Here is a 25146-nt window from a genome sequence, read left to right on the forward strand (position 1 = left end):
GCGGTACAGCTCCGCGGCGCCCCGCCTGATGCATTTCGTGTTCTTGGAAGGAGAACCATGCTCGCATTCGATTGCTCTCGTCGTCAGTTCCTCGGTCTCGCCGGTGGCCTCGCTGCCTTCGCCGGCCTCGGTCTCGCCGGTTGCGGCGGCACCACCGCTCCCGCTGGCTCCACCGCCGCCGACGCCGCCCTCACCGGCACCGTGACCTATGACGGCGCCTCCTCGTTCCAGGCCCTCGTTGAGGCCGCTGCCGAGCAGTTCATGAACGATAACCCCGATGTCTCCATCACCGGTTCCGGCAATGGTTCGGGCACCGGCCTTACCGCCGTGGCCGATGGCACCGTGAACATCGGTAACTCCGACGTCTTCGCCGAGACCAAGCTCGAGGCCGATCAGGCTGCGACCCTCGTCGATCACGAGGTCGCCGTCGTGGGTATGGGCCCCGTGGTCTCCCTGAACGTCACCGTCGACGACCTCACCCTCGAGCAGCTCGCCGGCATCTTCTCTGGCCAGATCACCAACTGGAGCGAGGTCGGCGGCGAGGATGCCGAGATCCACGTCCTCAACCGCAAGGCCGGCTCCGGTACCCGCGCCACGTTTGAGGCCGCCGTCTTTGGCGCCGACGTGCCCGACTTTGCGGGCGAGGCTGAGCTCGACAAGTCCGGCGACGTCCAGACCCAGCTCGGCAGCACCGACAACGCCATCTCCTACCTCGACTTCTCGCACTTCGACGAGACCAAGTTCAAGGCCATCAAGGTCGGCGGCGTCGAGCCCACCTCCGAGAACGTCACCGACAACTCCTTCCCCATCTGGGCGACCGAGCACATGTACTGCCAGGAGGACGCCGACGAGGTCACCAAGGCCTTCCTCGAGTACATGCTCTCTGACGATGTCCAGGGCTCGCTCGTTGAGGAGCAGGGCTTCATCCCCGTGTCCCAGATGACCGTCGTCAAGGACGCCGAGGGCAACGTCACCGAGAAGTAATCGAACTTCGCCGAGACTTACGCCTGTACGTAACAACTGTTCGAAAGGTGCGCCATGGCAAAGCAAATGCCAAAACGCAACCTTGAGAAGGTCGGCTTGAGTGTCACGGGCGCCTGCGTTGCGCTCGTGACACTTGTCGTTGTAGCGCTCATCTTCATGGTTGCGCAGCGCGGCCTCTCCACCTTCTTCAAGGACGGCGTTTCCATCGCAGAGTTCTTCACCAGCACGCGCTGGAATCTCGCGATGACCAACGAGGAGACCGGTCTTCCCTTCACCGGTGCCCTGCCGCTTATCGTCACCTCGTTTGCGGTCACGATCTTCTCGACCGTCATTGCCGTGCCGATCGCCATCGGCGCCGCCATCTACGTGGTCGAGATTTCGCCCAAGTTTGGTCAGAAGTACTTCCAGCCGCTCATCGAGCTTCTCGTGGGCATCCCCTCGGTCGTCTTCGGCCTCATCGGCTTCCATGTGATCGTGCGCGCGGTGCGCGTGATCTTCAACGTCGAGCTCGGCCTCGGCATCCTCCCCGGCTCCATCGTGCTTGCGCTCATGATCTTGCCGACCATCACCACGCTTTCCATCGACGCCCTGCGCGCCGTGCCGCAGAGCTACCGTGAGGGTTCGCTTGCGCTTGGCTATACCCGCTGGCAGACCATCTGGCACGTGGTGCTTAAATCCGCCACGCCTTCGCTCATGACTGCGGTCATCCTCGGCATGACGCGCGCCTTTGGCGAGACGCTCGCTGTGCGCATGGTCATCGGCGGCGTGGAGACCATGCCGACGAGTCTGCTCGACTCCGCGTCCACCATCACCACCACGCTCACGACCTCTATGGCGGTTTATGCGACGGGCTCCGTGCAAAACGATGCTCTCTGGACGCTCGGTCTGCTCCTTATGGGCATGTCGCTCATCTTTATCATGATCATTCACCTCATCGGTGCAAAGGGGGCGAAGGCTCGTGGCTAACGCAACGTCTGTCACCACGGCAACCTCCGGCGCGCACGCGCCCGAGCAGGAGGGCCGCATCCGCCGCTCCATGCGCAACGACAAGCTCGCGACCGGTATTCTCGCGGCGATCGTTGCCATCGTCATGCTGATCGTCGTGGCTATGGTCGTCTATATCCTCTTCCAGGGTATCGGCATGATCTTCCAGCCGGGCTTCCTCACCGAGGCCTCGCGTTCCAACGGTACCGAGGGCGGCATTGCCTATCAGCTGTTCGACTCGTTCTACCTGCTGATTCTGACGCTCATCATCTCGCTGCCCATCTCGCTGTTTGGCGCGGTGTTCCTCGTGGAGTACGCGCCCGACGGACCCGTCACCAAGATTGCTTCGACGGCCATCGAGACGCTCTCGAGTCTTCCGTCGATCGTGGTCGGCATGTTCGGCTTCCTTATGTTCTCGGTGAACTTTGGGTGGGGCTACTCGCTCATCTCGGGCGCCATCGCGCTCACGATGTTCAACATCCCCATTCTGACCCGCGTCATCACCCAGGCGCTCGAGGACGTTCCCTCGAGCCAGCGCGACGCGTGCCTGGCGATGGGCCTCACGCGCTGGGAGACGACCCTTCACGTCCTCATTCCGGCTGCTATGCCCGCTATCGTCACGGGCGTGGTGCTCTCCGCCGGCCGCGTGTTTGGCGAGGCGGCGGCCCTGCTCTTCACCTCCGGCATGTCGAGCCCCGCGCGCCTGAACTTCTTCTCCCTCAACTTTGCGAGCCCCACATGCGCGTGGAACATCTTCCGTCCCGGTGAGTCGCTCGCGGTGCACATCTACAAAATCTACGGCGAGGGTTCGCCCGAGGCCCAGCACATCGTCTGGGGTACCGCCGCGGTCCTTATGATCTGCGTGCTTTTGTTCAACGTGCTTTCCCGTATCGCCGGCAAGGCCCTCGCGAGGAGGATGACCGCAGAATGACCAACGACACCGATCAGTTTCTCGCGAGCGTCGAGACAAGCGAGCGCACGCCGCGCGTGACGGGCCGGGCGATCTCTAACGAGGTCATGCTCGAGACCCATGACGTGAACGTCTACTACGGCGACAATCATGCGCTGCACGACACCTCGCTCAAGTTCCACACCGGCGAGATCACGGCCCTCATCGGCCCGTCCGGTTGCGGCAAGTCGACCTTTTTGCGCTCGCTCAACCTCATGAACCGCGAGATTCGCGGCTGTCGCGTGACCGGCGAGATCATCTACCGTGACCACAACATCAATACCTCGACCGAGAATCTCTACGAGCTCCGCAAGTCGATTGGCATGGTGTTCCAGCAGCCGAACCCGTTCCACAAGTCCATCCGCGAGAACATCACCTTTGCGCCCAAGCGCCACGGCCTGCGCGACAAGGACGCCCTCGACGAGCTTGTGGAGGAGAGCCTGCGCGGTGCCGCGCTTTGGGACGAGGTGAAGGACAAGCTGGACGAGAGCGCCTTCGCCCTTTCCGGCGGCCAGCAGCAGCGTCTGTGCATCGCCCGCACGCTTGCCATGCGCCCGGACGTGATTCTCTTTGACGAGCCCTGCTCGGCGCTCGACCCCATCTCGACGCTTGCCATCGAGGACCTCATGCTCTCCATCGTTGAGAACCGCGCCATCGTTATCGTGACGCACAACATGGAGCAGGCGTCGCGCGTGTCCAACCGCACGGCGTTCTTCTATATGGGCGACATGGTCGAGTACGGCGAGACCGACCAGATCTTCCAGCGTCCCAACGACAAGCGCCTGAACGACTATCTCACCGGTATGTTCTCGTAGCTCGCGCTTTATCTGCGTGTTATCCGGTCAGCGCGCGCCTTTTCCTGCGCCGCTGCGCGCACGTCTCCTTCCAAACGGGCGATTCGTATCACGCGGGTCGCCCGTTTTGTTTGGGTCTGGTTGAGCTGCAGGCTAGCCTTCGAGTTGCTCGGAGACCTCGAGCCATTGGGTCTCGAGGTCGTCGACCGCCGCGCGGGCCTCGCTGATCTTGGCCTGCTGGTCTTGGAGCGCCTGATAGTCGGTGGGGTCGATAGTGGCCATGGCCGCTTCGAGCTCTTCGGCACGCTTGCGCGCCGTGTCGATGCGTCGCTCAAGCGATGCGGCCTCTTTGCGCAGGCGCTGGCGCTCCGCATTGGTGAGGCCGCTGGTCTCCGCGTGTTTAGGGGAAGCGGCCGCAGGCGATGGGGTCCCGGTAGCGGCCCCGGCAGCGGCGTCGGTGGCATGGCGCGACGCGCGGCCGCCCTCCGCAAGCCGCAGGTACTCGTCGACCCCGCCCGGCACATGGCGCAGGTGCCCGTCGATGATGGCGTACTGCTGGTCGGTCACACGCTCCATGAGGTAGCGGTCGTGGGTGACGAGAATGAGCGTCCCCGGCCAGCCGTCGAGCAGGTCCTCCACGATGGCGAGCATATCGGTGTCGAGGTCGTTGCCCGGCTCGTCCAGGATAAGGACGTTGGGTTCCGAGAGGATGGTGAGCAGAAGCATGAGGCGGCGGCGCTGTCCGCCGGAGAGGTCGCCGATGCGACTCCAAAGCTGCTGCGTGGTGAAGCCCAGGCGCTCGAGGAGCTTCTCGGGACTCGTCTCCTTGCCGTCGATAACGTAGCTGCGTTTGTAGGTCGAGAGCACCTCGCGGATCGTGCTGTCGAGGTAGGGGGTGAGCTCGTCGAGCTGCTGTGAGAGCACGCCAAAGCGCACCGTCTGCCCGATTTTCACGCGGCCCGAGAGGGGGGCGAGCTTGCCCTGGATGACGTCGATCAACGTCGACTTGCCCGCGCCGTTCTCGCCGAGGAGGCCAAAGCGGTCACCGGCGCCGATGAGCCAGGTGACATCGGTAAGCACGGGTGCCCCCGAGGTGGCCGCTGTGCCCGACGGGGTGTCCGCCGAGCCCTCGGGATAGCCTGCGGTGACATCGATTACGTCGATGACCTGCTTACCGAGGCGCGCTACCGCAAGACGCTTGAGCTCGAGCTCATCGCGCAGCGGGGGCACGTCGGCGATGAGCTCGCGCGCCGCCTCGACGCGGAACTTAGGCTTGGTCGAGCGCGCTTGCGCCCCGCGGCTGAGCCACGCGAGCTCCTTGCGCGCCATGTTACGGCGCCGCTCCTCGGCGACGGCGGCTAGGCGGTCGCGCTCCACGCGCTGCAGGATGTAGGCGGAGTAGCCGCCCTCAAACGGTTCCACCCGCTGGTCGTGAACCTCCCACATGGACTCGGCCACCTCGTCGAGAAACCAGCGGTCGTGCGTGACCAGAAGGAGCGCGCCGGCGCCTGGTTGCCAGCGCGACTTCAGGTGGCCGGCGAGCCAGTTGATGGTACGGATGTCAAGATGGTTGGTGGGCTCGTCGAGCATGAGGACGTCCCAGTCGCCGATGAGCAGGCGCGCGAGGTCCACACGGCGGCGCTGGCCGCCCGAGAGCTCGCCCACACGGGCCTCCCAGGGCACGTCGGAGATGAGGCCGTCCAAGATCGAGCGCACGCGGGGCGATGCGGCCCATTCGTACTCGGGGGTAACTCCCACAACCGCATGATGGACCGTGTCGGCGGCATCGAGCGCGTCACGCTGCCCCAGAAGGCCCACGCGCACGTCGCGCCGGTGCGTAACGCGTCCCGCGTCGGGCTCGACCGTGCCGGCGAGCAGCGCGAGCAGCGTTGACTTGCCGTCACCGTTCTTGCCGACGATGCCTATGCGGTCGCCCTCCGAAACACCGAGGGTGACATTGCGAAACACCTGCTTGGTGGGGTAGTCAAGAGACAGGCCGTCGCAGCCCAGTAAGATCGCCATCAAAGGTCCTTTCCGTTACGGTAGGGACTATCCTATCACGCGCGCGGACGCGTAACGCCCGCGCGGGCACTTGCGCGCATGGTACACTTGAGCTCGCGTAACAAGCGGCAGAGCATACGGGCACTGCCGCGTCGCACGAAGGGAATCCCCATGATCAAGGCCGCGTTTTTTGATATCGACGGCACGCTGCTGAGTTTTACGACCCATACCATGCCCACCTCGACGGTCGAGGCGCTCAAGCGCCTGCGCGCGCGGGGCATCAAGACCGTTATCTCATCGGGCCGGCCTACCTATCAGCTGCCCCGCGAGCTGCAGGAGGGTTTTGACGCTTACGTCACGCTGAACGGCCAGCTCTGCTACGACGGCGAGGGCGTTTACCGGAGCCTGCCCATCGACGAGGCGGACGTGCGCACCATTGTGGACCAGGTGAAAGACGGCCTCTACGACGTGCTCGTCCTCCAGCGCGAGCGCTCCTTTGTGAACGCGCTCACGCCCCGCGTGGAGGCGACCGCCAAGCAGGCGAACCTCGTGTACGAGCCCGACGACATCGACCGCGCCTTCGATGCGCCGGTCTACCAGTTCTGCGCGTTTGTGGGGACGGGGGAGGAGCGCGTGTTATTGGACCGCACCGCCTCCGTTGCGGCCACGCGCTGGACCGACCTGTTCTGCGACGTGGTGCCCCGCGAGGGTGGTAAGGCCTTTGGTGTCGCGGCAACGCTTGAGCGCTACGGGCTCTCTCCCGAGGAGGCCGTTGCCTTTGGCGACGGCGAGAACGACCTCAGCATGTTCGATGCGGTGGGGACGAGCGTGGCGATGGGAAACGCTTGGGACGTCGTCAAGGACCGTGCCTCGCTCGTCACGACTGACGTGGACGACGACGGCATCTGGAAGGCCTGCGAGCGGCTGGGGCTGCTGGGGTAGCGCCGATCAAATCTTTCCGTGCTCGCGTCGCCGTGGTTTGATTGGCCTTCGATTGGCGTCTCCCCAACGCGCGTACGCAAGGAAGAATCCGTATGTTTCTGACGAAAGGAGTCCCCTAAACGTCAGAGACATACGGATTCTTCTACAGAAATGCGCTATGCCCTGCTCCGTGCGGGGGTGCGGACACCGGGTGCGCCGGATCGCCCCGAAAGAGGAGCGCCGCAGTCGCGTGCGAGGGGGCTTCGGTCACGGAGGCGGTTACTTCAGGTGCGTGGGGCGGTGGCCGTCGTCTTCGCCATTGCCGCGCTTGAGGTTGGGGATGATGCGCTTCACGATCCAGAAGATCGCGACGATGATAACGAGCGCAATGATCACGTACTTCACGATGTCAGAGATCCACTCGGCCTGCTCGGAGACCTGCATCCAGGCACTGCCGGCGGCGGCGCCGAGCGAGCAGAGGATGGTGTTCCACACGGCGGAGCCCACGAGCGTGAACAGCGTGAACTTTGCCGGGTTCATGCGCGCGGTGCCGGCGGGGATGGATATGAGGCTGCGCACGACGGGGATGCAGCGGCAGATGAGGACCGTCGCCTGGCCCTTGCGGTCAAACCAATCGACGGCGCTGGCGATGTCGGTGCCCTTGAAGCCAAGCAGGCGCATGGGGCGCGTCTCGAAGAAGCGCATGAGGCGTTCGCGTGAGAGCACGTAGCCGATGCCGTAGAGGATGTAGGCGCCGAGCACCGAGCCCGCCGTGGCAGACGCGATAACAAGCGGCAGTACCATATCGGTCGTGGTGGTGAAAAAGCCCGAGAGTGGCAGGATGACCTCGCTCGGGATGGGCGGGAAGACGTTCTCGATGAAGATGAGGGCGCCCACGGCGAAGTAGCCGAACTGATTGATGAAATCGTAAAAGAGCGTGTCCATGGGGCTCCTTAGCAAAAGCGGATGATCGGTGGGCACGGACGTGCCGCTAGCTCGGAAAAGTGTAGCGCAAAGGGCGCGGACCGTGCCGCTTTACACCGGATGGGCATAGCGTCGGCGCTCAGCACCCGCCCCGCGGAGCGATCCAGGAGTGCTTGAGCAGGAGCGTAAACGGGCGCTCGAGCGGCTTGAGCGCCGTGAGCGCCGTTATTCCCGCGCTAAGGGCGAGGATGGCAAGAAACCCCGGGAGGGGAGCGAGGAGCAGCGGTATGTCGTAGAAGCTCGTGTGGAAGGTGAGCCACGCGCGGATGAGGCGGTGGAGCACGTAGACCGGCAGCGTTCGCCGGCCGAGGGCGGTGAGGCGCGACGCGCCGCGCGGAACGAGTTTGAGGACGGCGAGCGAGAAGACAGCTGCCACGGCGAGCGTGAGGAGCTTGAGAAGCGACCCCGCGGCAAGAGCCACGAGCGGCCGCGCCGCGGGTGCGACCGCATCGAGGAGCGCAAGGTCGGTGTAGGGGTTGTCGCCGTACACCAAGGGGAAGAACGCGTCGTAGGCATGGGCGTCGAGGACGCGCGCGAGTGCGATGGCACCCGCCGCGGCAACGGCGAGCCAGAGCGCGGGGCGCTGCTTGAGAAGCTCGATACTCTGTGGGCGCGCGTAGTAGCCGAAGGCAAAGCATGGAAGGAAGGCGAACGTGCGGCTGAGGGCCAGAAAGCCGTCGGAGAGGTCGACGCAGCCCCAAGCAAGGGAGAGCGCGGTCGCGAGCGCCATGCCCCTCCTAGGGCCCAGATGGGCGAGAGCGGGCGTGGCGAGGTACCACCAGCTCATGGCGATGAGGTACCACGGCGCCGAGGTGAAGAGCAGCATGCGCCCGGGATGGGAGAGGAGCACCCCGTTTATCGCAAGCAGTGCGGCCTGGTAGGCGAGGCCGAGCACGACAAACGAGATGACACGGTTGAGGTTGAGCCGGCCGTCGCGCCACGCGCCCTTGGCGAAGAGGCCGGAGACCAGAACGAACAGCGGCATGTGGAAGAGGTAGATGATATCGAAGGCGCAGCTGAGCGCGGGATTGTCGTTATGGATGGGGTGCATGACGTGCCCAAAGACCACGAGCGCGATGAGTACGCCTTTAAGGTTGTCAAAAAGCGCGATGCGCTCCCGTGACGCGTCCGCCCTCGCCTGCTCCCCCTGCATCGGACCTCCCCTTGCCAGTAATCGGCGCAACGTCCGTCGGCTTTCTGTGTGCGCCGGGTGGGGTTCGCAGTGCCCCCTCCCGTGCGAGTCGTTATCATAGCAAGGACCAGAATCGCCTGACTCGAGAAAGGACCGCCCATGGAGAAGATTGCGAGCTTTACCGTCGATCATCTGACCCTTGAGCCGGGTCTCTACGTGTCGCGCGTCGATCGCGACCCTGCGACGGGCGCTGTGGTAACGACCTTTGACATCCGCCTTGTCGCCCCCAACCGGGAGCCGGTGATGAATACGGCCGAGGTGCATACCATCGAGCACTTGGGCGCCACCTATGTGCGCAACGACCCTGCGTGGGCATCGCGCGTGGTCTACTTTGGTCCCATGGGATGTCGTACGGGGTTTTACCTCGTAGTTTTTGGCGAGGTAACCTCTCGCGAGGTGTTGCCGCTCGTGCGCGGGCTCTTCAAGTTTGTGGCGGATTTTGAGGGCGACATCCCCGGCGCCGCGCCCGAGGAGTGCGGAAACTACCTCGACCAGAATCTGCCCGCCGCGCGCTGGTGGGCGCGCCGCTACCTCGCGCAGACGCTTGAGGTGATCGACGACGCGCACCTTGCCTATAGCGCGTAGCTAGACGGCGGGACCGTCGATAAAGGAGATGAGGGCCGCTGCGCCCTCAGCCACCTCGTCAGGAAGGACGATGAGGGCCGCTGCACCTGGCGTGAAGGCGACCTCCTCGCCGGTGAGCCAGGTGCAGATGCGGTTCATAAAGGGGATGTGTCCGCAGGCGACGATGCTTGTTGCCTGCGCCTGGGCGAGCTCGGCGAGAAACGCGGCGTCGTCCTGCTCCCAGAGCGAGGTGTGTTCAACAGGGGCGCTCACGCTGCGGCCGAGCCGCTCGAGTGCGCCGCGGGCCTCGTCCGCGGTCTGGTGTGCGCGCACGGCAGGGCTCGTCCACAGGGCGATGGACTGGCCCTCGGGCGCAAGGTCGAGGCCCGCCCCCTCGGCGTCGGCCAGAAGCTCGGTAAAGGTAGTCTCAAAACCGGTTGGCGCGGCGAGCGCGGCGCGACCGGCGGGCGTGAGCTCGCGCAGGGCGTCGGGCTTACCGGTGCCGGTGGGCTCGGGCTTACCGTGGCGAATGAGGATGAGCTGCTTCATAGTTGCTCCTGTCAGAAAATGTGCCGCGCGCCGGGCACCACGCGGTGACGTAGCGCCTAGAGGGTGCCAAAGATGCGGTCGCCCGCGTCGCCAAGGCCGGGCACGATGTAGGCGTTCTCGTTCAGGCACTCGTCGATGGCGCAGGTATAGATGTGGATATCGGGGTCGTCGGCAAGCACTGCGGCGAGTCCCTCGGGCGCAGCGATAAGGACGGCGAGCTTGAGGTCGCGCGCGCCGCGGGCCTTGAGGGCGTGGATGGCGTCGATGGCTGACCCACCCGTGGCGAGCATGGGGTCGACGATGATGGAGGTGCGCTCGTTGATGTCGTGCGGGACCTTGAAGTAGTACTCGCGCGGCTCGTGCGTGGTCTCGTCGCGCTCCATGCCGATGTGGCCCACGCGGGCGGACGGGATGAGGTCGAGCATACCGTCGACCATGCCGAGGCCGGCGCGCAGGATGGGGACGATCGCGACCTTACGGCCCGAGATCTCCTTGCCCACCGTGCGGCAGATGGGGGTCTCGACCTCACGGTCGGCGAGCGGGAAGTCGCGCGTGACCTCGTAACCCTCAAAGAGAGCCAGCTCGCGCACGAGCTCGCGGAACTGCTTGGTGCCCGTGTTCTTGTCACGCATGATGGTGAGCTTATGCTGGACGAGCGGGTGGTCGACGACGGTAACGCGCGATGCGTCGTAGCTGATGGCCATAAGGCGTGTCTCCTTCTGTGCGGACCCTGCGGTTGCCGGGTGCCTCTCGGTAACCGATTGCTTACGTACCCGATTATCGCACGCGCGGGCACGTGGGTTCTGCTATATCTGCTAACGGATAGATTTGGTTGAGAAAGGGGTTGCCATGGCAATCGAGCGTGTGAGGGCCTACTTTGCCGAGCAGGGGATAGCGGAGCGCATTTTGGAGTTTGAGACCTCGAGCGCCACGGTGGAGCTGGCGGCAGCAGCCGTGGGCTGCGAGCCCGAGCGCATCGCCAAGACGCTCTCGTTTCATGTGGGAGAGCGCGTGGCTCTCATCGTGGCCGCCGGCGACGCGCGCATCGACAACCCCAAGTTCAAGGCGCAGTTTCACACCAAGGCCAAGATGCTCTCGGCCGCGGAGGCGGAGCCGCTCATCGGCCACGCCGTGGGTGGGGTGTGCCCCTTTGCCGTGAACGACGGTTGCGACGTGTACCTGGACGAGAGCCTGCGCCGCTTTGACACAGTCTACCCGGCCTGCGGCAGCGCCAACAGCGCCATCGGGCTCACGCTCGAGGAGCTCGAGCGCTACGCGCACCCGGTCGCATGGATCGACGTCTGCAAGCTGCCGTAGAATCACTTCTAATTGCAAGAATAGGTGCCGAGCACATGAGGGCGGGAGGCCCTTCCCGTTGCGCGATTTCTCGCAGAGCTGAGCGCAAGGGGAAGGGCCTCCCGCCCTTCTTTGGGAACGATTTATTTCTCGATATGCAGGCAGCGCATAGCGTTCAGGATCGCAATCATCGCCACGCCCACGTCGCCAAAGACGGCGAGCCACATGTTGGCAAGGCCGAAGGCGGCAAGCACGAGAATGAGGATCTTGACGCCAATGGCAAAGACGATGTTCTGCCACACGATTGCCATGGTGCGGCGTGCGATGCGCATGGCCTTGGCGATCTTGGACGGTTTGTCGTCCATGAGGACCACGTCTGCCGCCTCGATGGCGGCGTCCGAGCCCATCGCGCCCATGGCGATGCCAACGTCGGCGCGCATGAGCACGGGCGCGTCGTTGATGCCGTCTCCCGCAAAGGCGAGCTTGCCGCCCTCGGGCTCGGTGGCAAGCAGGCGCTCCACCTGGGCGACCTTGTCCTCGGGTAAGAGCTGGGCGTGGAACTCGTCAATGTTGAGTTTCGTGGCCACGGCGCGTGCCACGTCCTCGCGGTCCCCGGTGAGCATGACGCAGCGTTTGACGCCCGCCGCGTGGAGTGCGCTGATGGTCTGGGCGGCGTCGTCTTTCACCACGTCGGCGATGACGATGTGTCCCACGTAGGTGTTATCGATAAGCACGTGCAGGATGGTGCCGGTAAGCTCGCAGTCGGGAGCGTTCGCGCCATGGGCGCGCATGAGCTTGTCGTTGCCCACTACCACGACGTGCTCGTTCACGCGGGCAGAGACGCCGTGCCCGGACTCCTCGCGCGCCTCGGTGATGCGCGCCTGGTCGATCTCGCCTGAATAGGCGGCGCGCACGCTCACAGCGATGGGGTGGTCCGAGAACGCCTCGGCATATGCCGCCATGGAGAGCACGTAATCGGCGTCGACGCCCGACTCGGGGTGCACGGCGACCACGTTGAACGTGCCCGAGGTGAGGGTTCCCGTCTTGTCAAAGACCACGGTGTCCACGTGGGACAGAAGCTCGAGGTAGTTGGAGCCCTTGACGAGGATGCCCTCGCGCGATGCGGCGCCGATGCCACCGAAGAAGCTGAGCGGGACCGAGATTACGAGCGCGCAGGGGCAGGAGACCACAAGGAACGTGAGGCCGCGGAGCACCCAGTCGGTCCAAGGGCCGAGCCCAAGGAGCGGCGGTACAATGGCGAGCACCACGGCAGAGATGGTGACGATGGGGGTGTAGACGCGGGCGAAGCGCGTGATGAAGTTCTCGGTCTTGGCCTTCTTCTCGCTCGCGTTCTCCACGAGCTCCAAGATGCGCGACACGGTCGACTCGCCGAAGGGCTTGGTGGTCTTGACGTGCAGAAGCCCCGTCATGTTGATGCAGCCGGAGATGACGTCTGCGCCCACCTCCACGTGGCGCGGCACGCTCTCGCCCGTGAGCGCAGCGGTGTCGAGCTGGCTCACGCCCTCTACGACGATGCCGTCGATGGGTACGCGCTCGCCGGGTTTGACGACGATGACGTCGCCCACGGCGACCTCGTCCGGATCGACCTCTACAAGCTCGCCATCTTGCTCGATGTTGGCGTAATCGGGCGCGATGTCCATCATATCGGCGATGGACTTGCGGCTCTTGCCCACGGCATAGCTCTGAAAGAGCTCGCCCACCTGGTAGAAGAGCATGACCGCGCAGCCCTCAGCAGACTGCGGCTCCGTCTCGGGGAAGAGGATCGTCGCAAAGGCGCCGAGAGTCGCGACCGTCATAAGGAAGGCCTCGTCAAAGGGGTCCCCGCGCCGGATGTTATTCCACGCCTTTACGAGGACGTCGTGGCCGGCGATAAGGAACGCCACAAAGTAGAGCGCAAAGGCGGCGTAGACCTCCGCCTCGCCAAAGAGGGTCCCGAGTGCGCCCGTCTTCTCGGTGACCATGACGGCGAAGAAGAGAGCGATGGCGATAAGGATGCGGTTGCGCCATTTGATTTGCTTCTTGTTCATGATGGTTCCTTAGTTTGTGACGAACCTGCGGCGGGGCGCCCACCATTTCTCGCTGCTCAAACAGTCCTCGCGCTTCGCGCTGCGGAACTCGCGACGAGAAATGGCGGACGCCCCGCGCGCGTGCTTTTACCGGACAATCTCGCAATCGGGTTCGATCTTGCTGGTGAGGGCGACGACCTTCTCGAGCACCTCGTCAAACGCGTCATCCGCGGCGGTGAGCGTGAGCTTTTGCGTTAGGAAGTTGACGCGGGCGCTCTCGACGCCGTCGATCTTGTTGAGGGCGTCCTCGAGCTTCTGCGCGCAGTTGGCGCAATCGATCTCGTCGAGTTTGAATGACTTGCGCATGGTGGGTTCCTTTCCCTCGGTGCCCTTTGGGGCGTGGCTGTTACTCGCAGATGTGGTTCATGCCCTGGGCGAGCATGGTGTGGACGTGGTCGTCGGCAAGTGAGTAGATGATGCTGCGGCCGTCGCGGTCGAAGCGCACGAGCCTCGCCTGCTTTAGGATGCGCAGCTGATGGCTGACGGCGCTTTGCGTGGCGCCGATGGTCTCAGCGATATCGCCCACGGCGCGCGGCTGGTCAAACAGCGCGTAGAGAATCTTGATGCGGGTGGTGTCGGAAAAGACCTTGAACAGGTCGGCAAGGTCGTAGAGCAGCTCCTCGTCGGGCAGGCAGGGCTCGTCTGCGACAGGGGAGGTTTCGGCGTCGGCAGTCATGGTGCTCCCTTCGACTCTTTAACGTATGAACAAGTGTTCATATATCTGAGTATGAGTATATGAACGTATGCTCATATGTCAAGAGATTCTTATGCGAATTCTCCGAAAGGTGTCCGTTTTCCGCGAACGGCGCCGGAGCCCGGCGCAATATACGCGCCGCTCGTTGTCGGAGCGATGCGGTAGGATAACAGGCGAAGATCGCAAAACGCACCGGCGCCTCATCGTCGGTAGAAACGGAGCAGCTATGATCATCGAGGAGCATGCCCTCTGGGGCGAGGAGCCCACGCCCGAGCACCCTGCAACCTATAGAGCCTACTTGGCTGATGCGCTCACCTCGGCACCCGACGCCAAGCGTCCGGCCATGGTGGTCTGCGGTGGCGGGGGATTTCACCACGTGGTGTCGCACGAGAAGGAGCCGGTAGCGCTTGCGTTTCTCGACCGGGGCTACCAGGTGTTTGTGCTCGACTACGTGACAACCTCAACGGGCGACGTGTCCTATCCCCATCCCGAGGCGGATCTTGCCAAGATGGTCGCCACGGTGCGTGCCAACGCCGACGCTTGGCGCGTGGACCCGGAGCGCGTGGCCGTCATCGGGTTCTCAGCGGGCGGCTTTGTCTGCGCGGCGCTCGCCGCCGGATGGAAGTCCGGTCCCTTTGCGGCGCTCGCCGGCGCGCGCCCCGATGCCATCCGTCCCGATGCGGCGGTGCTTTGCTATCCGTTGCTCGATCTGCGCGTGGTGCGCGACGAGCAGCTGCGCGACCCACGCATCGACCTGCGCGTTCCCAAGACGGGCGGCAAGACCGGGCGCGATTTGGTGATGGACTATCTCGGCGCGGTCGCGGGCGGTGAGGGCGATGACGAGCGCCTGACCGAGATTGCCCCGGTGAGCCATGTCGACCGTACCATGGCGCCGACCTTTGTGTGGGGAACCGCCGACGACAAGACCTGTCCTATCGTGCAGGTGCACGACCTTGCCGCCGCCATGGCGCGCGCCGGCGTGCCGCATGAGGTGCACGTCTTTGACCAGGGCGGGCACGGCCTCTCGATGGCAAACGTCAACACGCGCACGGATAACGAGGCGGAACAGGCGGTCGTGCGCCCCTGGTTCGATCTGGCGTGCGCTTTCCTCACGCGCCGAGGCGTCGCGTAGCGGCGCGTAGTCATTTGCCGGCGTGTTCGGGGTATGGTAGTCGCAGGGAGGTGGTGACATGGAACGTGTTTGGTCGGTGCGCTCGGAGGTGTTGGCGGCCGGTTCTGTCACACAGGCGGCTGGGTCGCAAAACGCGGCGGGGCGCGTAACGCTCGTCTCCGCGGCGGAAGCGGCGGAGCGCTTTCCCGACGCCCTTACCGTGGAGGTGCTGGAGTCGCTGCCGCATGCCGCCGTGTCCTATATCGAGCGCGACGCGGCGTGCGCGGCGGGCATTGTCGTCATTCCCACGGCGCGGCGCCCGCAGCGCGAGGCGCGCCGGTTCGCGTTCATCGTACTTCCCGGCGAGCTTGTGCTAGTTGAGGATGGCTCGACTTGCGCAGAGCTTCTCGCTCAGCTCCAAGCTGAGAAGGCGCCGGTGGGAAGTGCACACGGCGCCCTGGTCGCGCTCGTGCGGCTGCTTCTGCGCGATCACCCCGCCAAGCTGTCGCGCGTGCGCGAGGACTTCGAGCTCATCGAGGAGCTCATTCTAGAGGGCCGCGAGCGCGTGAACCGCTCGCTCATGCGCGAGGACGCGCGCCGCCTGCTCGGCCTCGATGGATTCTACCAAGGGCTTACCGATATCTTGGGCGAGCTAGCCGACGAGGGCGAAGGGCTTATCGATCCCGCCGTGCGCCCGCGCCTCGCCGCGCTCGCACGGCAGGTGGAGCGCCTCTCCACGCGCCTGGAGGCGCTGCAGGACTACTGCCTGCAGGTTCAGGCGCTCTATCAGGAGAGCATCGATATCCGGCAGAACAACGTTATGCAGTGGCTCACCGTGGTGACGACCATCGCCATGCCGCTTACCTTTATCACCGGCTGGTACGGTATGAACTTCCCGCACATGGCGCTGTTCGATGTGCCCTGGGGCTATATCGCGGTCGTTGCGGTGTGCGCGGCGATCGTTGCTCTCGAGATCGCGTTCTTCCATCGCCAGGGCTGGTTGAGTTTTGGCGGACGCGTGCGCCGTGACGCTCACGGGGCACGGCGACGCGCAAAGCGCACGACCGGCACAGGTGCGGCCCGCCACGGGGAGGACGCGTAGGCCACCTAAGGCGGTATACTGTTCAAGATGACGATTTGTCAACATGGACAGGAGCTGCGTTATGTGGGCTTTCGAGAGCGTCTTCTACCAGATTTTTCCCTTGGGGTTCTGCGGTGCGCCGCACGAGAACGACGGCGTGGTGGTACCGCGTATCCGGCGTGTGGCGGAATGGGCGGACTACCTTGAAGAGCTCGGGGTCGGTGCCGTCCTTCTGAACCCGGTCTTCGAGTCCTCGGTCCACGGGTACGACACGCGCGACCTCACGCGCGTCGACTGCCGACTCGGTACGAACGAGGACCTCTCCGAGGTGGTGCGTGAGCTGCACGCGCGCGGTATCCGCGTCGTGCTCGATGCGGTCTTTAACCATGTGGGGCGCGACTTCTGGGCGTTTCGCGATGTGCGCGAGCGGCGCTGGGACTCGCCCTATAAGGACTGGTTCTGCCTGAACTTCGACGGAGACTCCGCGTTTGGCGACGGTTTCTGGTACGAGGGCTGGGAGGGCGTGTACGACCTCGTGAAGCTGAACCTCAAAAACCCTGCAGTCGTCGATTACCTGCTCGACGTGGTGCGCGCGTGGCGCCGGGAGTTTGCAATCGACGGCCTCAGGCTCGATGTGGCCTACTCGCTCGACCATGATTTCCTGCGCCGTCTGCACGGCGTCGCCCGTGAGCTCTCGGGCGAGATGCCCGCTGCCGCGCCCGTTGCGGGCGAGCATGCGGGGGATGTGACCTTTGTCCTCATCGGCGAGACGCTTCATGGCGATTACAGCCAGCTCGTGAACGCCGACATGCTCGACTCCTGCACCAACTACGAGTGCTACAAGGGGCTCTACTCGAGCTTCAACAGCCAGAACATGTTTGAGATCGCCCATTCGCTGCACCGCCAGTTTGGTGGCGACCCCTGGTGCATCTACCGAGGGCTCCATCTGCTGAGTTTTGCGGACAACCACGACGTCACGCGTCTGGCGTCCATCTTGAGTGACCCGGCGTGCATCCGCCCCGCCTACGGCTTGCTCTTTGGCATGCCGGGAATTCCGTGCCTCTACTACGGCAGCGAGTGGGGTGCCACGGGAACCAAGGGTGGCGGAGACGACTGGGCGCTTCGCCCCGCTTTCGAGCACCCGGAGCCTAACGACCTTACGGGCTATATCGAGCAACTGGTGCAGGCGCGCACGGCAGGTGCGGGCGCCCGGGCGCTTTGCTACGGCGCCTACCGGAACGTGCAGATCCAAAACAAGCAGCTGCTCTTTGAGCGCGCGGTCGAGGCGTCTGCCGAGGGTCCCGCCGAGCGAGTCCTTGTGGCGGTAAACGCCGTGGCCGAGCCGTTCGATTTCTCGGCAGGCGAGCTTGCGGGTGCGTTTTGCGATCTGCTTACGGGCGAGGACGTCGAGCTCGCGGGCACGCTCCACCTCGAGCCCTACGAGGTCCGCTACCTGCTTCAGCGCTAGCGGGGCGCGCGGTCGTGGCGGGAAAGAGCACAATCTCGAGCCGAGGTCTTGCCCGGCGCGTCCTTCTTGCCGCCGCGGCGGTGGCGGCGCTTGTGCTTGCCGTCTTTCTGGTGACGGCAGTGCGCATCGGGGCGTTTGGGATGGTCGACGAGACGCGGCCGGCGGATACGGCCATCGTGCTCGGTGCGGCGGTTGTGGGCGACGAACCCACACCGGTCTTTGCCGCGCGCATCGACCATGCGATCGGCCTCTATCGGGAGGGGATGGTGGACACCATCATCTTCACGGGCGCGAGAAGCCCAGAGGACGAGCTCAGCGAGGCCGAGGCGGCGCGTCGCTACGCGCTTGCCCGCGGCGTGCCCGCCGATGCCATCCTCACCGAGGAGGCGTCGCGCATCACGAGCGAGAACATCGCAAACGCCGCCCAGATTATGCGTCGGTACAACCTTGAGAGTGCGCTGGTGGTGAGCGACCCTCCGCATATGCTCCGCTCGGTCCGCATGGCGTGCGATGCCGGAATCGACGCGGCGAGCTCGCCCACGCCAACGTCGCGCTACCAAACGCTTGCCACACAGTTCCCCTTCATCGCGCGTGAGACGGTGCTCTACCTGGGCTACCTGCTTTTTGGTATGTAGCGGGCGCGCGTACTCGGGGCGCTCTGGGGCACTCACATGACGCGGGTGTCCTCGAGCCTGCGCTCGATCCAACCGTTCGCACGGGCGAGGTGCCGGCGCAGGATAAGGCCCAGGACAAGAGCGGGAACAAGGTAAGCCGCGAGCCTGCCCATCGCGAGTCCGTAGTCGCCTCCGTAGATGCCAAACATCGCCGCGCGGAAGGCGTCCTCGGCGTGCACGAAGGGGAGCCACCGGTAGATGACCTGGAAGGCCTCCGGGAGCATCTGGGGCGGGAAGGTGCCGCCCGAACCGGCGACTTGGATGACCATGAGCACGACGGCGATGGCCTTGCCCACATCGCCAAACGCCGCGGTGAGCGCGAAGATGATGTTCACGAAGACAAACGACGCGAGCCAGCCTGTTGCAAAGAACAGGAGCGGATGCGCGCACTGCACGCCAAGGTAGTAGAGGTCGCCGGCGCAGATGAGCGACGCTTGGGCGAGGCCGATGGCGGCGAAGAAGGCGAGGCGGCCCACATACGCCTGCCCGATCGAGGCGCCCGCCGCCGTACGGGTTTTGCTGCTCGGCGCGATCTTGGTAAGCGCCGCGAGGACCACGCCGCCGATCCAGATGGCGAGCGTGGTATAGAACGGCGCCATGGCGGACCCGTTGTTCTCGACGGGAAAGACCGCGGTGCGATCGAGCACAACCGGGGACGCCATGAAGGCGGCGAGCTTGCTCGGTCCGGCGGAGAGGATCTGGCGGATTTGGGAGACGTCCTCAGAGGCAAGAGCGTCCGAGAGGCGTCCGTGTAGCTCGTCCAGCTGCGCTGCCGCCGCCTCAAGGGCGTCTGCCGTGCTTGTGAGCGTGCTCGAGCCATCCGCGACGGCATCGGACGCAGACGTGGCGGCGTTGTCTACAGCGTCAAGTGTTGCGCTCAGGCTTTGTGCGAGGGTCTGCGCATCGGTGGCTCCGCGGTCGATCTCGGCGGCGAGGGCGTCTAAGGATGAGATGGCGTTTTGGGTCGCCGTGCCTCTGAGTGCGGAGAGCCCGCCTGCGGCATCGCTGACAAGGCCGTCGAGCTCCTCGTGCGCCGTGCTCGCGTCTGTCGCCCCCTGCGCGAGGTCGCCTGCGGTCTTTTCGAGCGTGCCGGAGAGCTCGCTGAGCTCGGTGCTAAGTCCCTCGACGCGCGCCTTCACGCTCTCGAGGTCGCCCACAACGCGGTTGAGTGCGCCGGCAAGCGCGCTTCCCGCCTCCGCCTTGCCCGCAAGCTCGCGGGCAAGCGCGATTTGCGCGTCGAGTGCTGAGGAGAGCTCGCCCACCTGCGCCGCCTCCTCGTCCACGATAGCCTTTGCCTGGGTAAGCGCGCTGGTGAGGTCCTTTGTCTGGGCACCTGCGGCGGTAAAGGCACGATCGATGGCAGCGGACACGTCGCCCATGGCAGACGATCCGGCATCGAGGGCGTCGTCAAGTGCGCTCGATGCGCCTGCGAGCGCGTCCGCAACGTCGCGCACGCCCGCTGCGGTGCCGTCGAGCGCCTGCGCGGCGGTAAGGGCGGGGTCTCCGGCGGCATCGAGCGCATCCCCGCCTGAGCCGAGCAGCTGCGCGCAGGACGAGAGCAGCCCCGCATAGGAGCGGGCGTCTCCCGCGGCGCCGCGCAGGGCCGCCCCAGCGCTCACCACGGCCTGGTCGAGGCTGCCCGCGACCGAGGCGACCTCGTTATCGTCGAGTGCGCTCGAAAGCTCGTCGAGTGCGCCCGCGCCCACATCGGTCACGGCGGCGGCAAAGCTCTGGTCGATGTCGGCGCGCACGGCGTTTGCCGCCTTGTCCGTCACAATCTCGGCGATGGCGTTCGCCTTCTGGTTCTGCAGGAAGGTGACCTCGGCGGCGTCCGCGCCGGCGGAAAAGCCGGTGAGCAGCCGCTCGGAGAAATCCTCGGGGATGATGAGGGCGGCGTAGTAGGCGCCCGACCGCACGCCCTCGCGCGCATCCTCCTCCGTGGTGGTGACATACCCGATATTCTCTGAGGCGCGCAGCCGGTCCACGATGCGGTCTCCCAAGTCGAGCTTTACCGGTACGAGCTCGCCCTCATAGCCGCGGTCGTTGTTGGCGACGGCGACCTCGAGGTTCTTCGTGTTGCCGTACGGGTCCCAGCTCCCCGCGATGTTGAACCAGGCGTAAAACGACGGCACCACGATCATGCCGATTACAACTACGAGCATGATGGCGTTTTGCGACGCCTGGCGTGCGTCGTGGCGGATGATGCGCCAAATGGCCTTCATCGAGCATCGCCTCCCTTCCGGGCGTGTGCACCCAAGGCATGTGTTCTCTCACTATCTGCGACGGCGACGACGGCGTCAGCGCGGTCCTTTAGGTACTCGATAACGATGAGGTAGGTCGAGAGCGCCACGAGCGAGACGATCCAGCACATGAGGAGGGCAAACTTAGCCGGCAGGATGAACAGCAGGCCGAGGAGCGCTAGGGGAACGGCAACGAGCGCGACAAGTCCGCGGCGCACGAGTGTGGGATAGCTTGTGCGGAACCGTCGGGTGCGTGCGAGTACGGCGCTTCTGCGGTCGGGGGAGGAGAGGAGCGCGCGGGCGAGGACGATGGGGCGCGCTGTGGCGGCGCCCGCGGCCTCGCGCTCTGCCACCATGAGGTCGGTTGCGGCGAGGCGCCGGTCAAAGAGGGTGTTTACGGAGAGGAGGTAGCGGCGGATGCCGATGCCAATGATTGCGGAGGGGATGATGAAGACGAGCAACATAGCGAGGTTTTTGAGGTAGTAGCCGTCGTAGAAGCCGGCGACCGCCTCGCGCATGGCGTTGATGCCGTACGTGAAGGGCAGCAACGGTCCGAGCGCGCGGAAAAAGCCGGGTTGCATCTGAATGGGGTAGAGTCCGGATGCTCCGGGGATCTGGAGCACCACGATAAGCACGGCGAGCGCCTTGCCGATGTGCTTGAACGCAACCGCGAGGGCGTAGACGAACAGCACGTAGACAGCGGACGCCACCATGCCCGCAAAGACAAACGCAGCAGGCGCTACGCATTGGATGCCGAGTACGATGTCGCCGATGCAGCAGATGAGCGCCTGCACCTGGCCGAGTGCGGCGAGCAGAAGCCACCTGCCGAGAAAGCTCTGCCAAGGGGCGATGACCCCTATGCCCTCAGGGTCCACCTCGAGCTTGTAGATTGCAACGAGTACGAACCCTCCGACCCAAAGCGCGAGGTTGGTGTAGAAGGGGGCGACGCCGGAGCCGTAGTTAGCAACGGGGAAGACCGCCTCATCGGCCATCTTGACAGGTGAGGAGGCATAGGTGCCCACCGTCGCAGGGTCGAGCTTGAGGATGTCCGCGACGGCGTCGGCGTCTCGAACCGACCCGAGCGCGGCGAGCTCTGCGGCGAGCCGGTCCATATCGTCTGCAGCGCTTTCCACCGTCTCCGAGGTGGTGCCCACCGCACCGCTGGCCTCGTCGAGCATCCCGTCGAGCACCTCGAGCGTGCCGTTCGCCTGGGAAAGCAGGGCGGAGACCGTCTCCGCCGCGCCTGCGACGTCGCCGCCCGCATCGGCAAAGGCGTCAAGCCCGGAGGCGAGCGCGGGCGCCGTGTCGGTAAGCAGGCTCGATTGCAAACCAGCGAGCTCAGAGGTCGCGGTGCCGATGGCGTCCGAGACCGTGGTAGAAAGGTCGCGCACGCTGTCGGCGGACTCCTTGAGGTTATCCGAGATGCCCTGGAGTCGGTCGAGTTCGCCCTTAAGCGTATTGATAAAGGTGTCCAGCTGGGCGATGCTCGCATCGAGTTTCTCGCCGAGGCCTCCCTGGGTGCCCGCGCCCGCCGCCTTCACGTCGTCGCGGGCGTTCTTGAGCGCCTGCAGCAGGTTCTCGAGGGTGGTAAGCGTGCCGCGAAGCTCCGCGAGAGCGCGGTCAACCTGCCCTTGCGCCGCACCCGCGTCTCCGGCAAGCTCGCCTATGTCATAGGCAGCGGTCGACGAGATGCGCGCGATGGCCGCCGAGCCGTTCCCGAGCGCCGCGGCGAGTGAGCCCGCGGTGCTTTGTACGGCGGAGCGGGTTTGGCCCAGATCGTCGAGGGCGCCTGAGAGCGTGGTTTTGAGGTTGGATGCGGTGCCGGCGAGCTCGCCCGTTGTTTCGCGTGCCGCTGCGACCGCCGTGCGTGAGGCTCCGATGGTGTCAGAGGTCTTGTCGAGCGTGCCCGCAAGGTCGCGCAGCAGCGAGGCGCTCTGCGTGAGGCTCTGCTCGACCGTTCCCCTGGCGTCGTCCGCCTCGTCAGCTGCCGTGTTGACTGCCCCTTTGAGTTTTTCGGTCACCGCGCCGCCCGCCACGGAGACAAACTGGCTTGCGATCTCATTCTCAAGCGTGGTGGCGCCCGTGTCGGTTACCTTGGGCGCGACGGCGTTGAGCTTCTCGTTGACCAGGTAGTCGATGTGCGCGGGCTCCGGCGTGCCCTCAAGCACGCCTGCGAGGCGCTGGGTGAAGTCGCGCGGGATGATAAAGGCGGCGTAGTACTTCCCGGCTGAAAGGTCGTACTTGGCTGTTTCCTCATCATCTACGAAGGTCCAACCGAGTTGGTGGTTCTCCTTCAAGCGGTCGCGCACCATCGCGCCGGCGTTCATCTCGCCCATCCCCGGGACGTCCGCCCCCTCGTCCGTAATGACGACGGCTATAGGCACCGTCGCGGTGTTCTCGTAGGGGTCCCAGTTGGCGAGGATGTTCGTCCACGCATAGAGCGAGGGGATGATGCAGACCCCAAGGGTGATGACGATGGCGACAGGATTTGTGAGGATGCGTTTGAGGTCCCGCAGAAAGATATGGAAGACGGTTTGCACGATGCTGCCCTTCTCATGAGGATTCGGCAGCGATAATACCCAAAGAGAGATTAAACAACACTTGTGGAATAATTAACGGTGTCTATGCAATGGAGTGACCCCACTTGGGGATTATGGGACAAAGGAACGCGATATGCGGATGAGTGCAGATGCAGGGGGCGCCATAAGGCAGGACCGGCGCGTGGTGCGGAGTCGTCGTGCCATTGTCCAAGCGTTTGAGCAGCTGCTTGCCGAGCGCCCGCTCGACAAGATTACCGTGAGCGCAATCGCGCAGCGCGCAGACGTCGACCGTAAGACGTTTTATCAGCACTATGGGAGCATCTCCGGGTTGTTGGACGCTATCGCCTGGGACTTTGCCGCGCGCGTGCTCGATGAGGTGGAGCGTACCTGCGCCGCGAACGGCCGCACCGACGCCGCTCCCGAGATGCTGCGCGCCTTCTTCCACGCGCTTGCGGGCAACCTCAGTGCGAACATGGCGCGCGAGCGCGGATTTTTCGAGCACGTTCCCACCGAGGTGCTTTACGAACGCCTGCGCGCGCCCTTTGAGCGCCAGATCGTGGACCGCGGCCTCATTGCGGGCATCATCGCAGACGATATCCGCGAGCCCGCCCTCGCCTTCGTTCTGGGCGGTATGCTCGCGCTCATGCGCGACTGGCTGGAAGACGGTGATGCGCGCGCTATCGACGAGGTCGTTTCGCTTGCCTGTGCGCTTACCGAGCGCGGCCTCGCCGGCATCGCGCTGGGCGATGGCGACGAGGCCGCAGGTAGTGCCTTGATGTCCGAGCGGTCGGGCGTGTCTTAAGCGCGGTCGGCGAGGTCCAGGATGAGCTGCGCGGTCTTTGCCCAACCGAGGCACGGGTCGGTGATCGACTTGCCCCAGACGCCGCCATCGACCGCCTGGTTGCCGTCCTCGAGGTAGCTCTCCACCATAAAGCCCTTCACCAGGCCTCGAATCGCATCGTTGCGGCGGCAGGAGTCGAGCACCTCCTTGCAGATGCGAAGCTGCTCGAGCGGGCGCTTGCCGGAGTTGTCGTGGTTGCAGTCCACGATAACGGCGGGGTTGGCGTACTTGTCCGCCGTGTAGTTTTGGGCGAGTCGCTCGAGATGCTCGTAGTGGTAGTTGGGGTAGGTACGCCCGTCGAGGCCGATGTAGCCGCGGAGCACCGCATGGGTGAGCGGGTTGCCCGGCGTCTCGACCTCCCAGTTGCGGTAGATGAACGCCTGCTCCGCCTGGGCGGCGTAGATGGAGTTCAGCATGACGCTCGTGGATCCAGCGGTGGGGTTCTTCATGCCGACAGGTACCGACACGCCGGAGGCGACGAGGCGGTGCTCCTGGTTCTCGACCGAGCGCGCACCCACGGCAACGTAGGACAGAAGGTCGATGAGGTACTGAAAGTTGGTGGGGTAGAGCATCTCGTCGGCGGTGAACATGCCCGTCTCCTCGATGACGCGCAGGTGCATGCGGCGGATGGCTTTCACGCCCTCGAGCAGATCGTCCGGCGCCTCGGGGTCGGGGTTGTGCAGAAGCCCCTTGTAGCCCGTGCCCTTGGTGCGGGGCTTGTTGGTGTAGACGCGCGGGATGATAACGATCTTCTCGCGCACCTCCTCAGCGATGGCGGCGAGGCGCTCCATGTAGTCGAGAACCGAGTCCTCGCGATCTGCCGAGCACGGGCCGATGATGAGGACCTTGCGCGGGTCCTCGCCGGTGAAGATGCGCGCTACCTCGGCGTCGAACGCGGCCTTCTTGGCCGTTATCTCCGGGGAGAGCGGCATCTCCTCGCGGATGTCCTTGGGGATGGGAAGCAGGCGCTTGAACTTCATCGACATGGTGGTTCCTTTGTTCGGTCGGACTCGTGCGATGGGGGAGATGCTAACAAAAGGCCGCGCTCCCGCATGTGAGACGCGCGGTCCGTAACCGTTTGTTTTCACGTGCCGCGTGTGGCGTTTGGGGACGGGGTCGTTTTGTGCGCTCAATTGGGGACGGGTTCGTTTTGTGCGTCACGTGCACAAAACGAACCCGTCCCCAATTGAGC

The 25146-nt window shown here is 64.8% G+C and carries 23 protein-coding genes; 12 read left to right on the forward strand and 11 right to left on the reverse strand.

Features of this window, described 5'->3' with window-relative positions:
* Window positions 1-57 precede the first annotated feature (57 nt).
* From B5F89_RS02520 to pstB, 4 genes are read left to right on the forward strand one after another with little or no spacing between them, the layout of a single operon-like run.
* The gene (locus tag B5F89_RS02520; protein ID WP_087430240.1) at window positions 58-984 is read left to right on the forward strand and encodes a phosphate ABC transporter substrate-binding protein; all 927 of its coding nucleotides are present in this window, start codon (window positions 58-60) and stop codon (window positions 982-984) included.
* Window positions 985-1038: 54 nt separating this feature from the next.
* On the forward strand, window positions 1039-1950 hold the full coding sequence (pstC, locus tag B5F89_RS02525; RefSeq protein ID WP_087430241.1) for a phosphate ABC transporter permease subunit PstC: 912 nt from the start codon (window positions 1039-1041) through the stop codon (window positions 1948-1950).
* A complete protein-coding gene (pstA, locus tag B5F89_RS02530) occupies window positions 1943-2899 on the forward strand; it encodes a phosphate ABC transporter permease PstA (protein ID WP_239286642.1) in 957 nt (318 codons plus the stop codon). The genes pstC and pstA overlap by 8 nt, the downstream gene beginning before the upstream one ends.
* Entirely contained in the window at window positions 2896-3732 is an 837-nt protein-coding gene (gene pstB / locus B5F89_RS02535) for a phosphate ABC transporter ATP-binding protein PstB (protein WP_087430242.1), read from the forward strand. Before pstA ends, pstB begins: the two co-directional genes overlap by 4 nt.
* 132 nt (window positions 3733-3864) lie before the next feature.
* Here pstB and B5F89_RS02540 read toward each other — a convergent pair whose 3' ends face one another.
* On the reverse strand, window positions 3865-5733 hold the full coding sequence (locus B5F89_RS02540) for an ABC-F family ATP-binding cassette domain-containing protein (RefSeq protein ID WP_087430243.1): 1869 nt from the start codon (window positions 5731-5733) through the stop codon (window positions 3865-3867).
* 150 nt (window positions 5734-5883) lie between these two features.
* Between B5F89_RS02540 and B5F89_RS02545 the strand changes: the two genes are divergently transcribed.
* Complete coding sequence (locus B5F89_RS02545; RefSeq protein WP_087430244.1) at window positions 5884-6654, forward strand: Cof-type HAD-IIB family hydrolase; 771 nt, start codon at window positions 5884-5886, stop codon at window positions 6652-6654.
* A 258-nt stretch (window positions 6655-6912) separates the two neighbouring features.
* Here B5F89_RS02545 and B5F89_RS02550 read toward each other — a convergent pair whose 3' ends face one another.
* Both B5F89_RS02550 and B5F89_RS02555 read right to left on the reverse strand, forming a co-directional pair.
* Entirely contained in the window at window positions 6913-7578 is a 666-nt protein-coding gene (locus B5F89_RS02550) for a DedA family protein (RefSeq protein ID WP_087430245.1), read from the reverse strand.
* A gap of 118 nt (window positions 7579-7696) precedes the next feature.
* On the reverse strand, window positions 7697-8770 hold the full coding sequence (locus B5F89_RS02555) for an acyltransferase family protein (RefSeq protein ID WP_087430246.1): 1074 nt from the start codon (window positions 8768-8770) through the stop codon (window positions 7697-7699).
* Window positions 8771-8908: 138 nt separating this feature from the next.
* On the opposite strand from B5F89_RS02555, the gene B5F89_RS02560 reads away from it, so the two are divergent.
* A complete protein-coding gene (locus B5F89_RS02560) occupies window positions 8909-9394 on the forward strand; it encodes an S-ribosylhomocysteine lyase (RefSeq protein ID WP_087430247.1) in 486 nt (161 codons plus the stop codon).
* On the opposite strand, the gene B5F89_RS02565 is transcribed toward B5F89_RS02560, so the two are convergent.
* Both B5F89_RS02565 and upp read right to left on the reverse strand, forming a co-directional pair.
* On the reverse strand, window positions 9395-9922 hold the full coding sequence (locus B5F89_RS02565; protein ID WP_087430248.1) for a hypothetical protein: 528 nt from the start codon (window positions 9920-9922) through the stop codon (window positions 9395-9397).
* Window positions 9923-9978: 56 nt separating this feature from the next.
* A complete protein-coding gene (upp, locus tag B5F89_RS02570; protein ID WP_087430249.1) occupies window positions 9979-10626 on the reverse strand; it encodes a uracil phosphoribosyltransferase in 648 nt (215 codons plus the stop codon).
* 145 nt (window positions 10627-10771) lie between these two features.
* Here upp and B5F89_RS02575 point away from each other — a divergent pair, with 145 nt between their 5' ends.
* Window positions 10772-11239, forward strand: coding sequence for a YbaK/EbsC family protein (locus B5F89_RS02575; RefSeq protein WP_087430250.1), 468 nt, complete (start codon window positions 10772-10774; stop codon window positions 11237-11239).
* Between the two features lie 122 nt (window positions 11240-11361).
* Here B5F89_RS02575 and B5F89_RS02580 read toward each other — a convergent pair whose 3' ends face one another.
* The 3 genes from B5F89_RS02580 to B5F89_RS02590 form a co-directional block, all read right to left on the reverse strand.
* Entirely contained in the window at window positions 11362-13266 is a 1905-nt protein-coding gene (locus B5F89_RS02580; protein WP_087430251.1) for a heavy metal translocating P-type ATPase, read from the reverse strand.
* Window positions 13267-13392: 126 nt separating this feature from the next.
* Window positions 13393-13611, reverse strand: coding sequence for a cation transporter (locus B5F89_RS02585; RefSeq protein WP_087430252.1), 219 nt, complete (start codon window positions 13609-13611; stop codon window positions 13393-13395).
* A 40-nt stretch (window positions 13612-13651) separates the two neighbouring features.
* The gene (locus tag B5F89_RS02590) at window positions 13652-13981 is read right to left on the reverse strand and encodes a metalloregulator ArsR/SmtB family transcription factor (protein ID WP_087430253.1); all 330 of its coding nucleotides are present in this window, start codon (window positions 13979-13981) and stop codon (window positions 13652-13654) included.
* Between the two features lie 244 nt (window positions 13982-14225).
* Between B5F89_RS02590 and B5F89_RS02595 the strand changes: the two genes are divergently transcribed.
* The 4 genes from B5F89_RS02595 (at window position 14226) to B5F89_RS02610 (ending at window position 18294) form a co-directional block, all read left to right on the forward strand.
* On the forward strand, window positions 14226-15131 hold the full coding sequence (locus B5F89_RS02595; RefSeq protein WP_087430254.1) for an alpha/beta hydrolase: 906 nt from the start codon (window positions 14226-14228) through the stop codon (window positions 15129-15131).
* 58 nt (window positions 15132-15189) lie between these two features.
* Window positions 15190-16212, forward strand: a complete 1023-nt coding sequence (locus B5F89_RS02600) for a CorA family divalent cation transporter (protein ID WP_087430255.1) — start codon at window positions 15190-15192, stop codon at window positions 16210-16212.
* A gap of 61 nt (window positions 16213-16273) precedes the next feature.
* Window positions 16274-17659 (forward strand): alpha-amylase family glycosyl hydrolase, encoded by a 1386-nt coding sequence (locus B5F89_RS02605; protein WP_087430256.1) that lies wholly within the window; start codon window positions 16274-16276, stop codon window positions 17657-17659.
* Between the two features lie 14 nt (window positions 17660-17673).
* On the forward strand, window positions 17674-18294 hold the full coding sequence (locus tag B5F89_RS02610) for a YdcF family protein (RefSeq protein ID WP_087430257.1): 621 nt from the start codon (window positions 17674-17676) through the stop codon (window positions 18292-18294).
* Between the two features lie 32 nt (window positions 18295-18326).
* On the opposite strand, the gene B5F89_RS02615 is transcribed toward B5F89_RS02610, so the two are convergent.
* On the reverse strand, window positions 18327-20555 hold the full coding sequence (locus tag B5F89_RS02615; protein WP_087430258.1) for a YhgE/Pip domain-containing protein: 2229 nt from the start codon (window positions 20553-20555) through the stop codon (window positions 18327-18329).
* Entirely contained in the window at window positions 20552-23113 is a 2562-nt protein-coding gene (locus tag B5F89_RS02620; RefSeq protein ID WP_087430259.1) for a YhgE/Pip domain-containing protein, read from the reverse strand. The genes B5F89_RS02615 and B5F89_RS02620 overlap by 4 nt, the downstream gene beginning before the upstream one ends.
* 139 nt (window positions 23114-23252) lie before the next feature.
* On the opposite strand from B5F89_RS02620, the gene B5F89_RS02625 reads away from it, so the two are divergent.
* Window positions 23253-23915, forward strand: a complete 663-nt coding sequence (locus B5F89_RS02625; protein ID WP_158098401.1) for a TetR/AcrR family transcriptional regulator — start codon at window positions 23253-23255, stop codon at window positions 23913-23915.
* On the opposite strand, the gene B5F89_RS02630 is transcribed toward B5F89_RS02625, so the two are convergent.
* Window positions 23912-24940, reverse strand: a complete 1029-nt coding sequence (locus tag B5F89_RS02630) for a 3-deoxy-7-phosphoheptulonate synthase (protein WP_087430261.1) — start codon at window positions 24938-24940, stop codon at window positions 23912-23914. The two genes, B5F89_RS02625 and B5F89_RS02630, sit on opposite strands and share 4 nt — an antisense overlap.
* Window positions 24941-25146: the final 206 nt, after the last annotated feature.

Source organism: Collinsella sp. An307, assembly GCF_002161805.1.
Classification (GTDB): Bacteria; Actinomycetota; Coriobacteriia; order Coriobacteriales; family Coriobacteriaceae; genus Coprousia.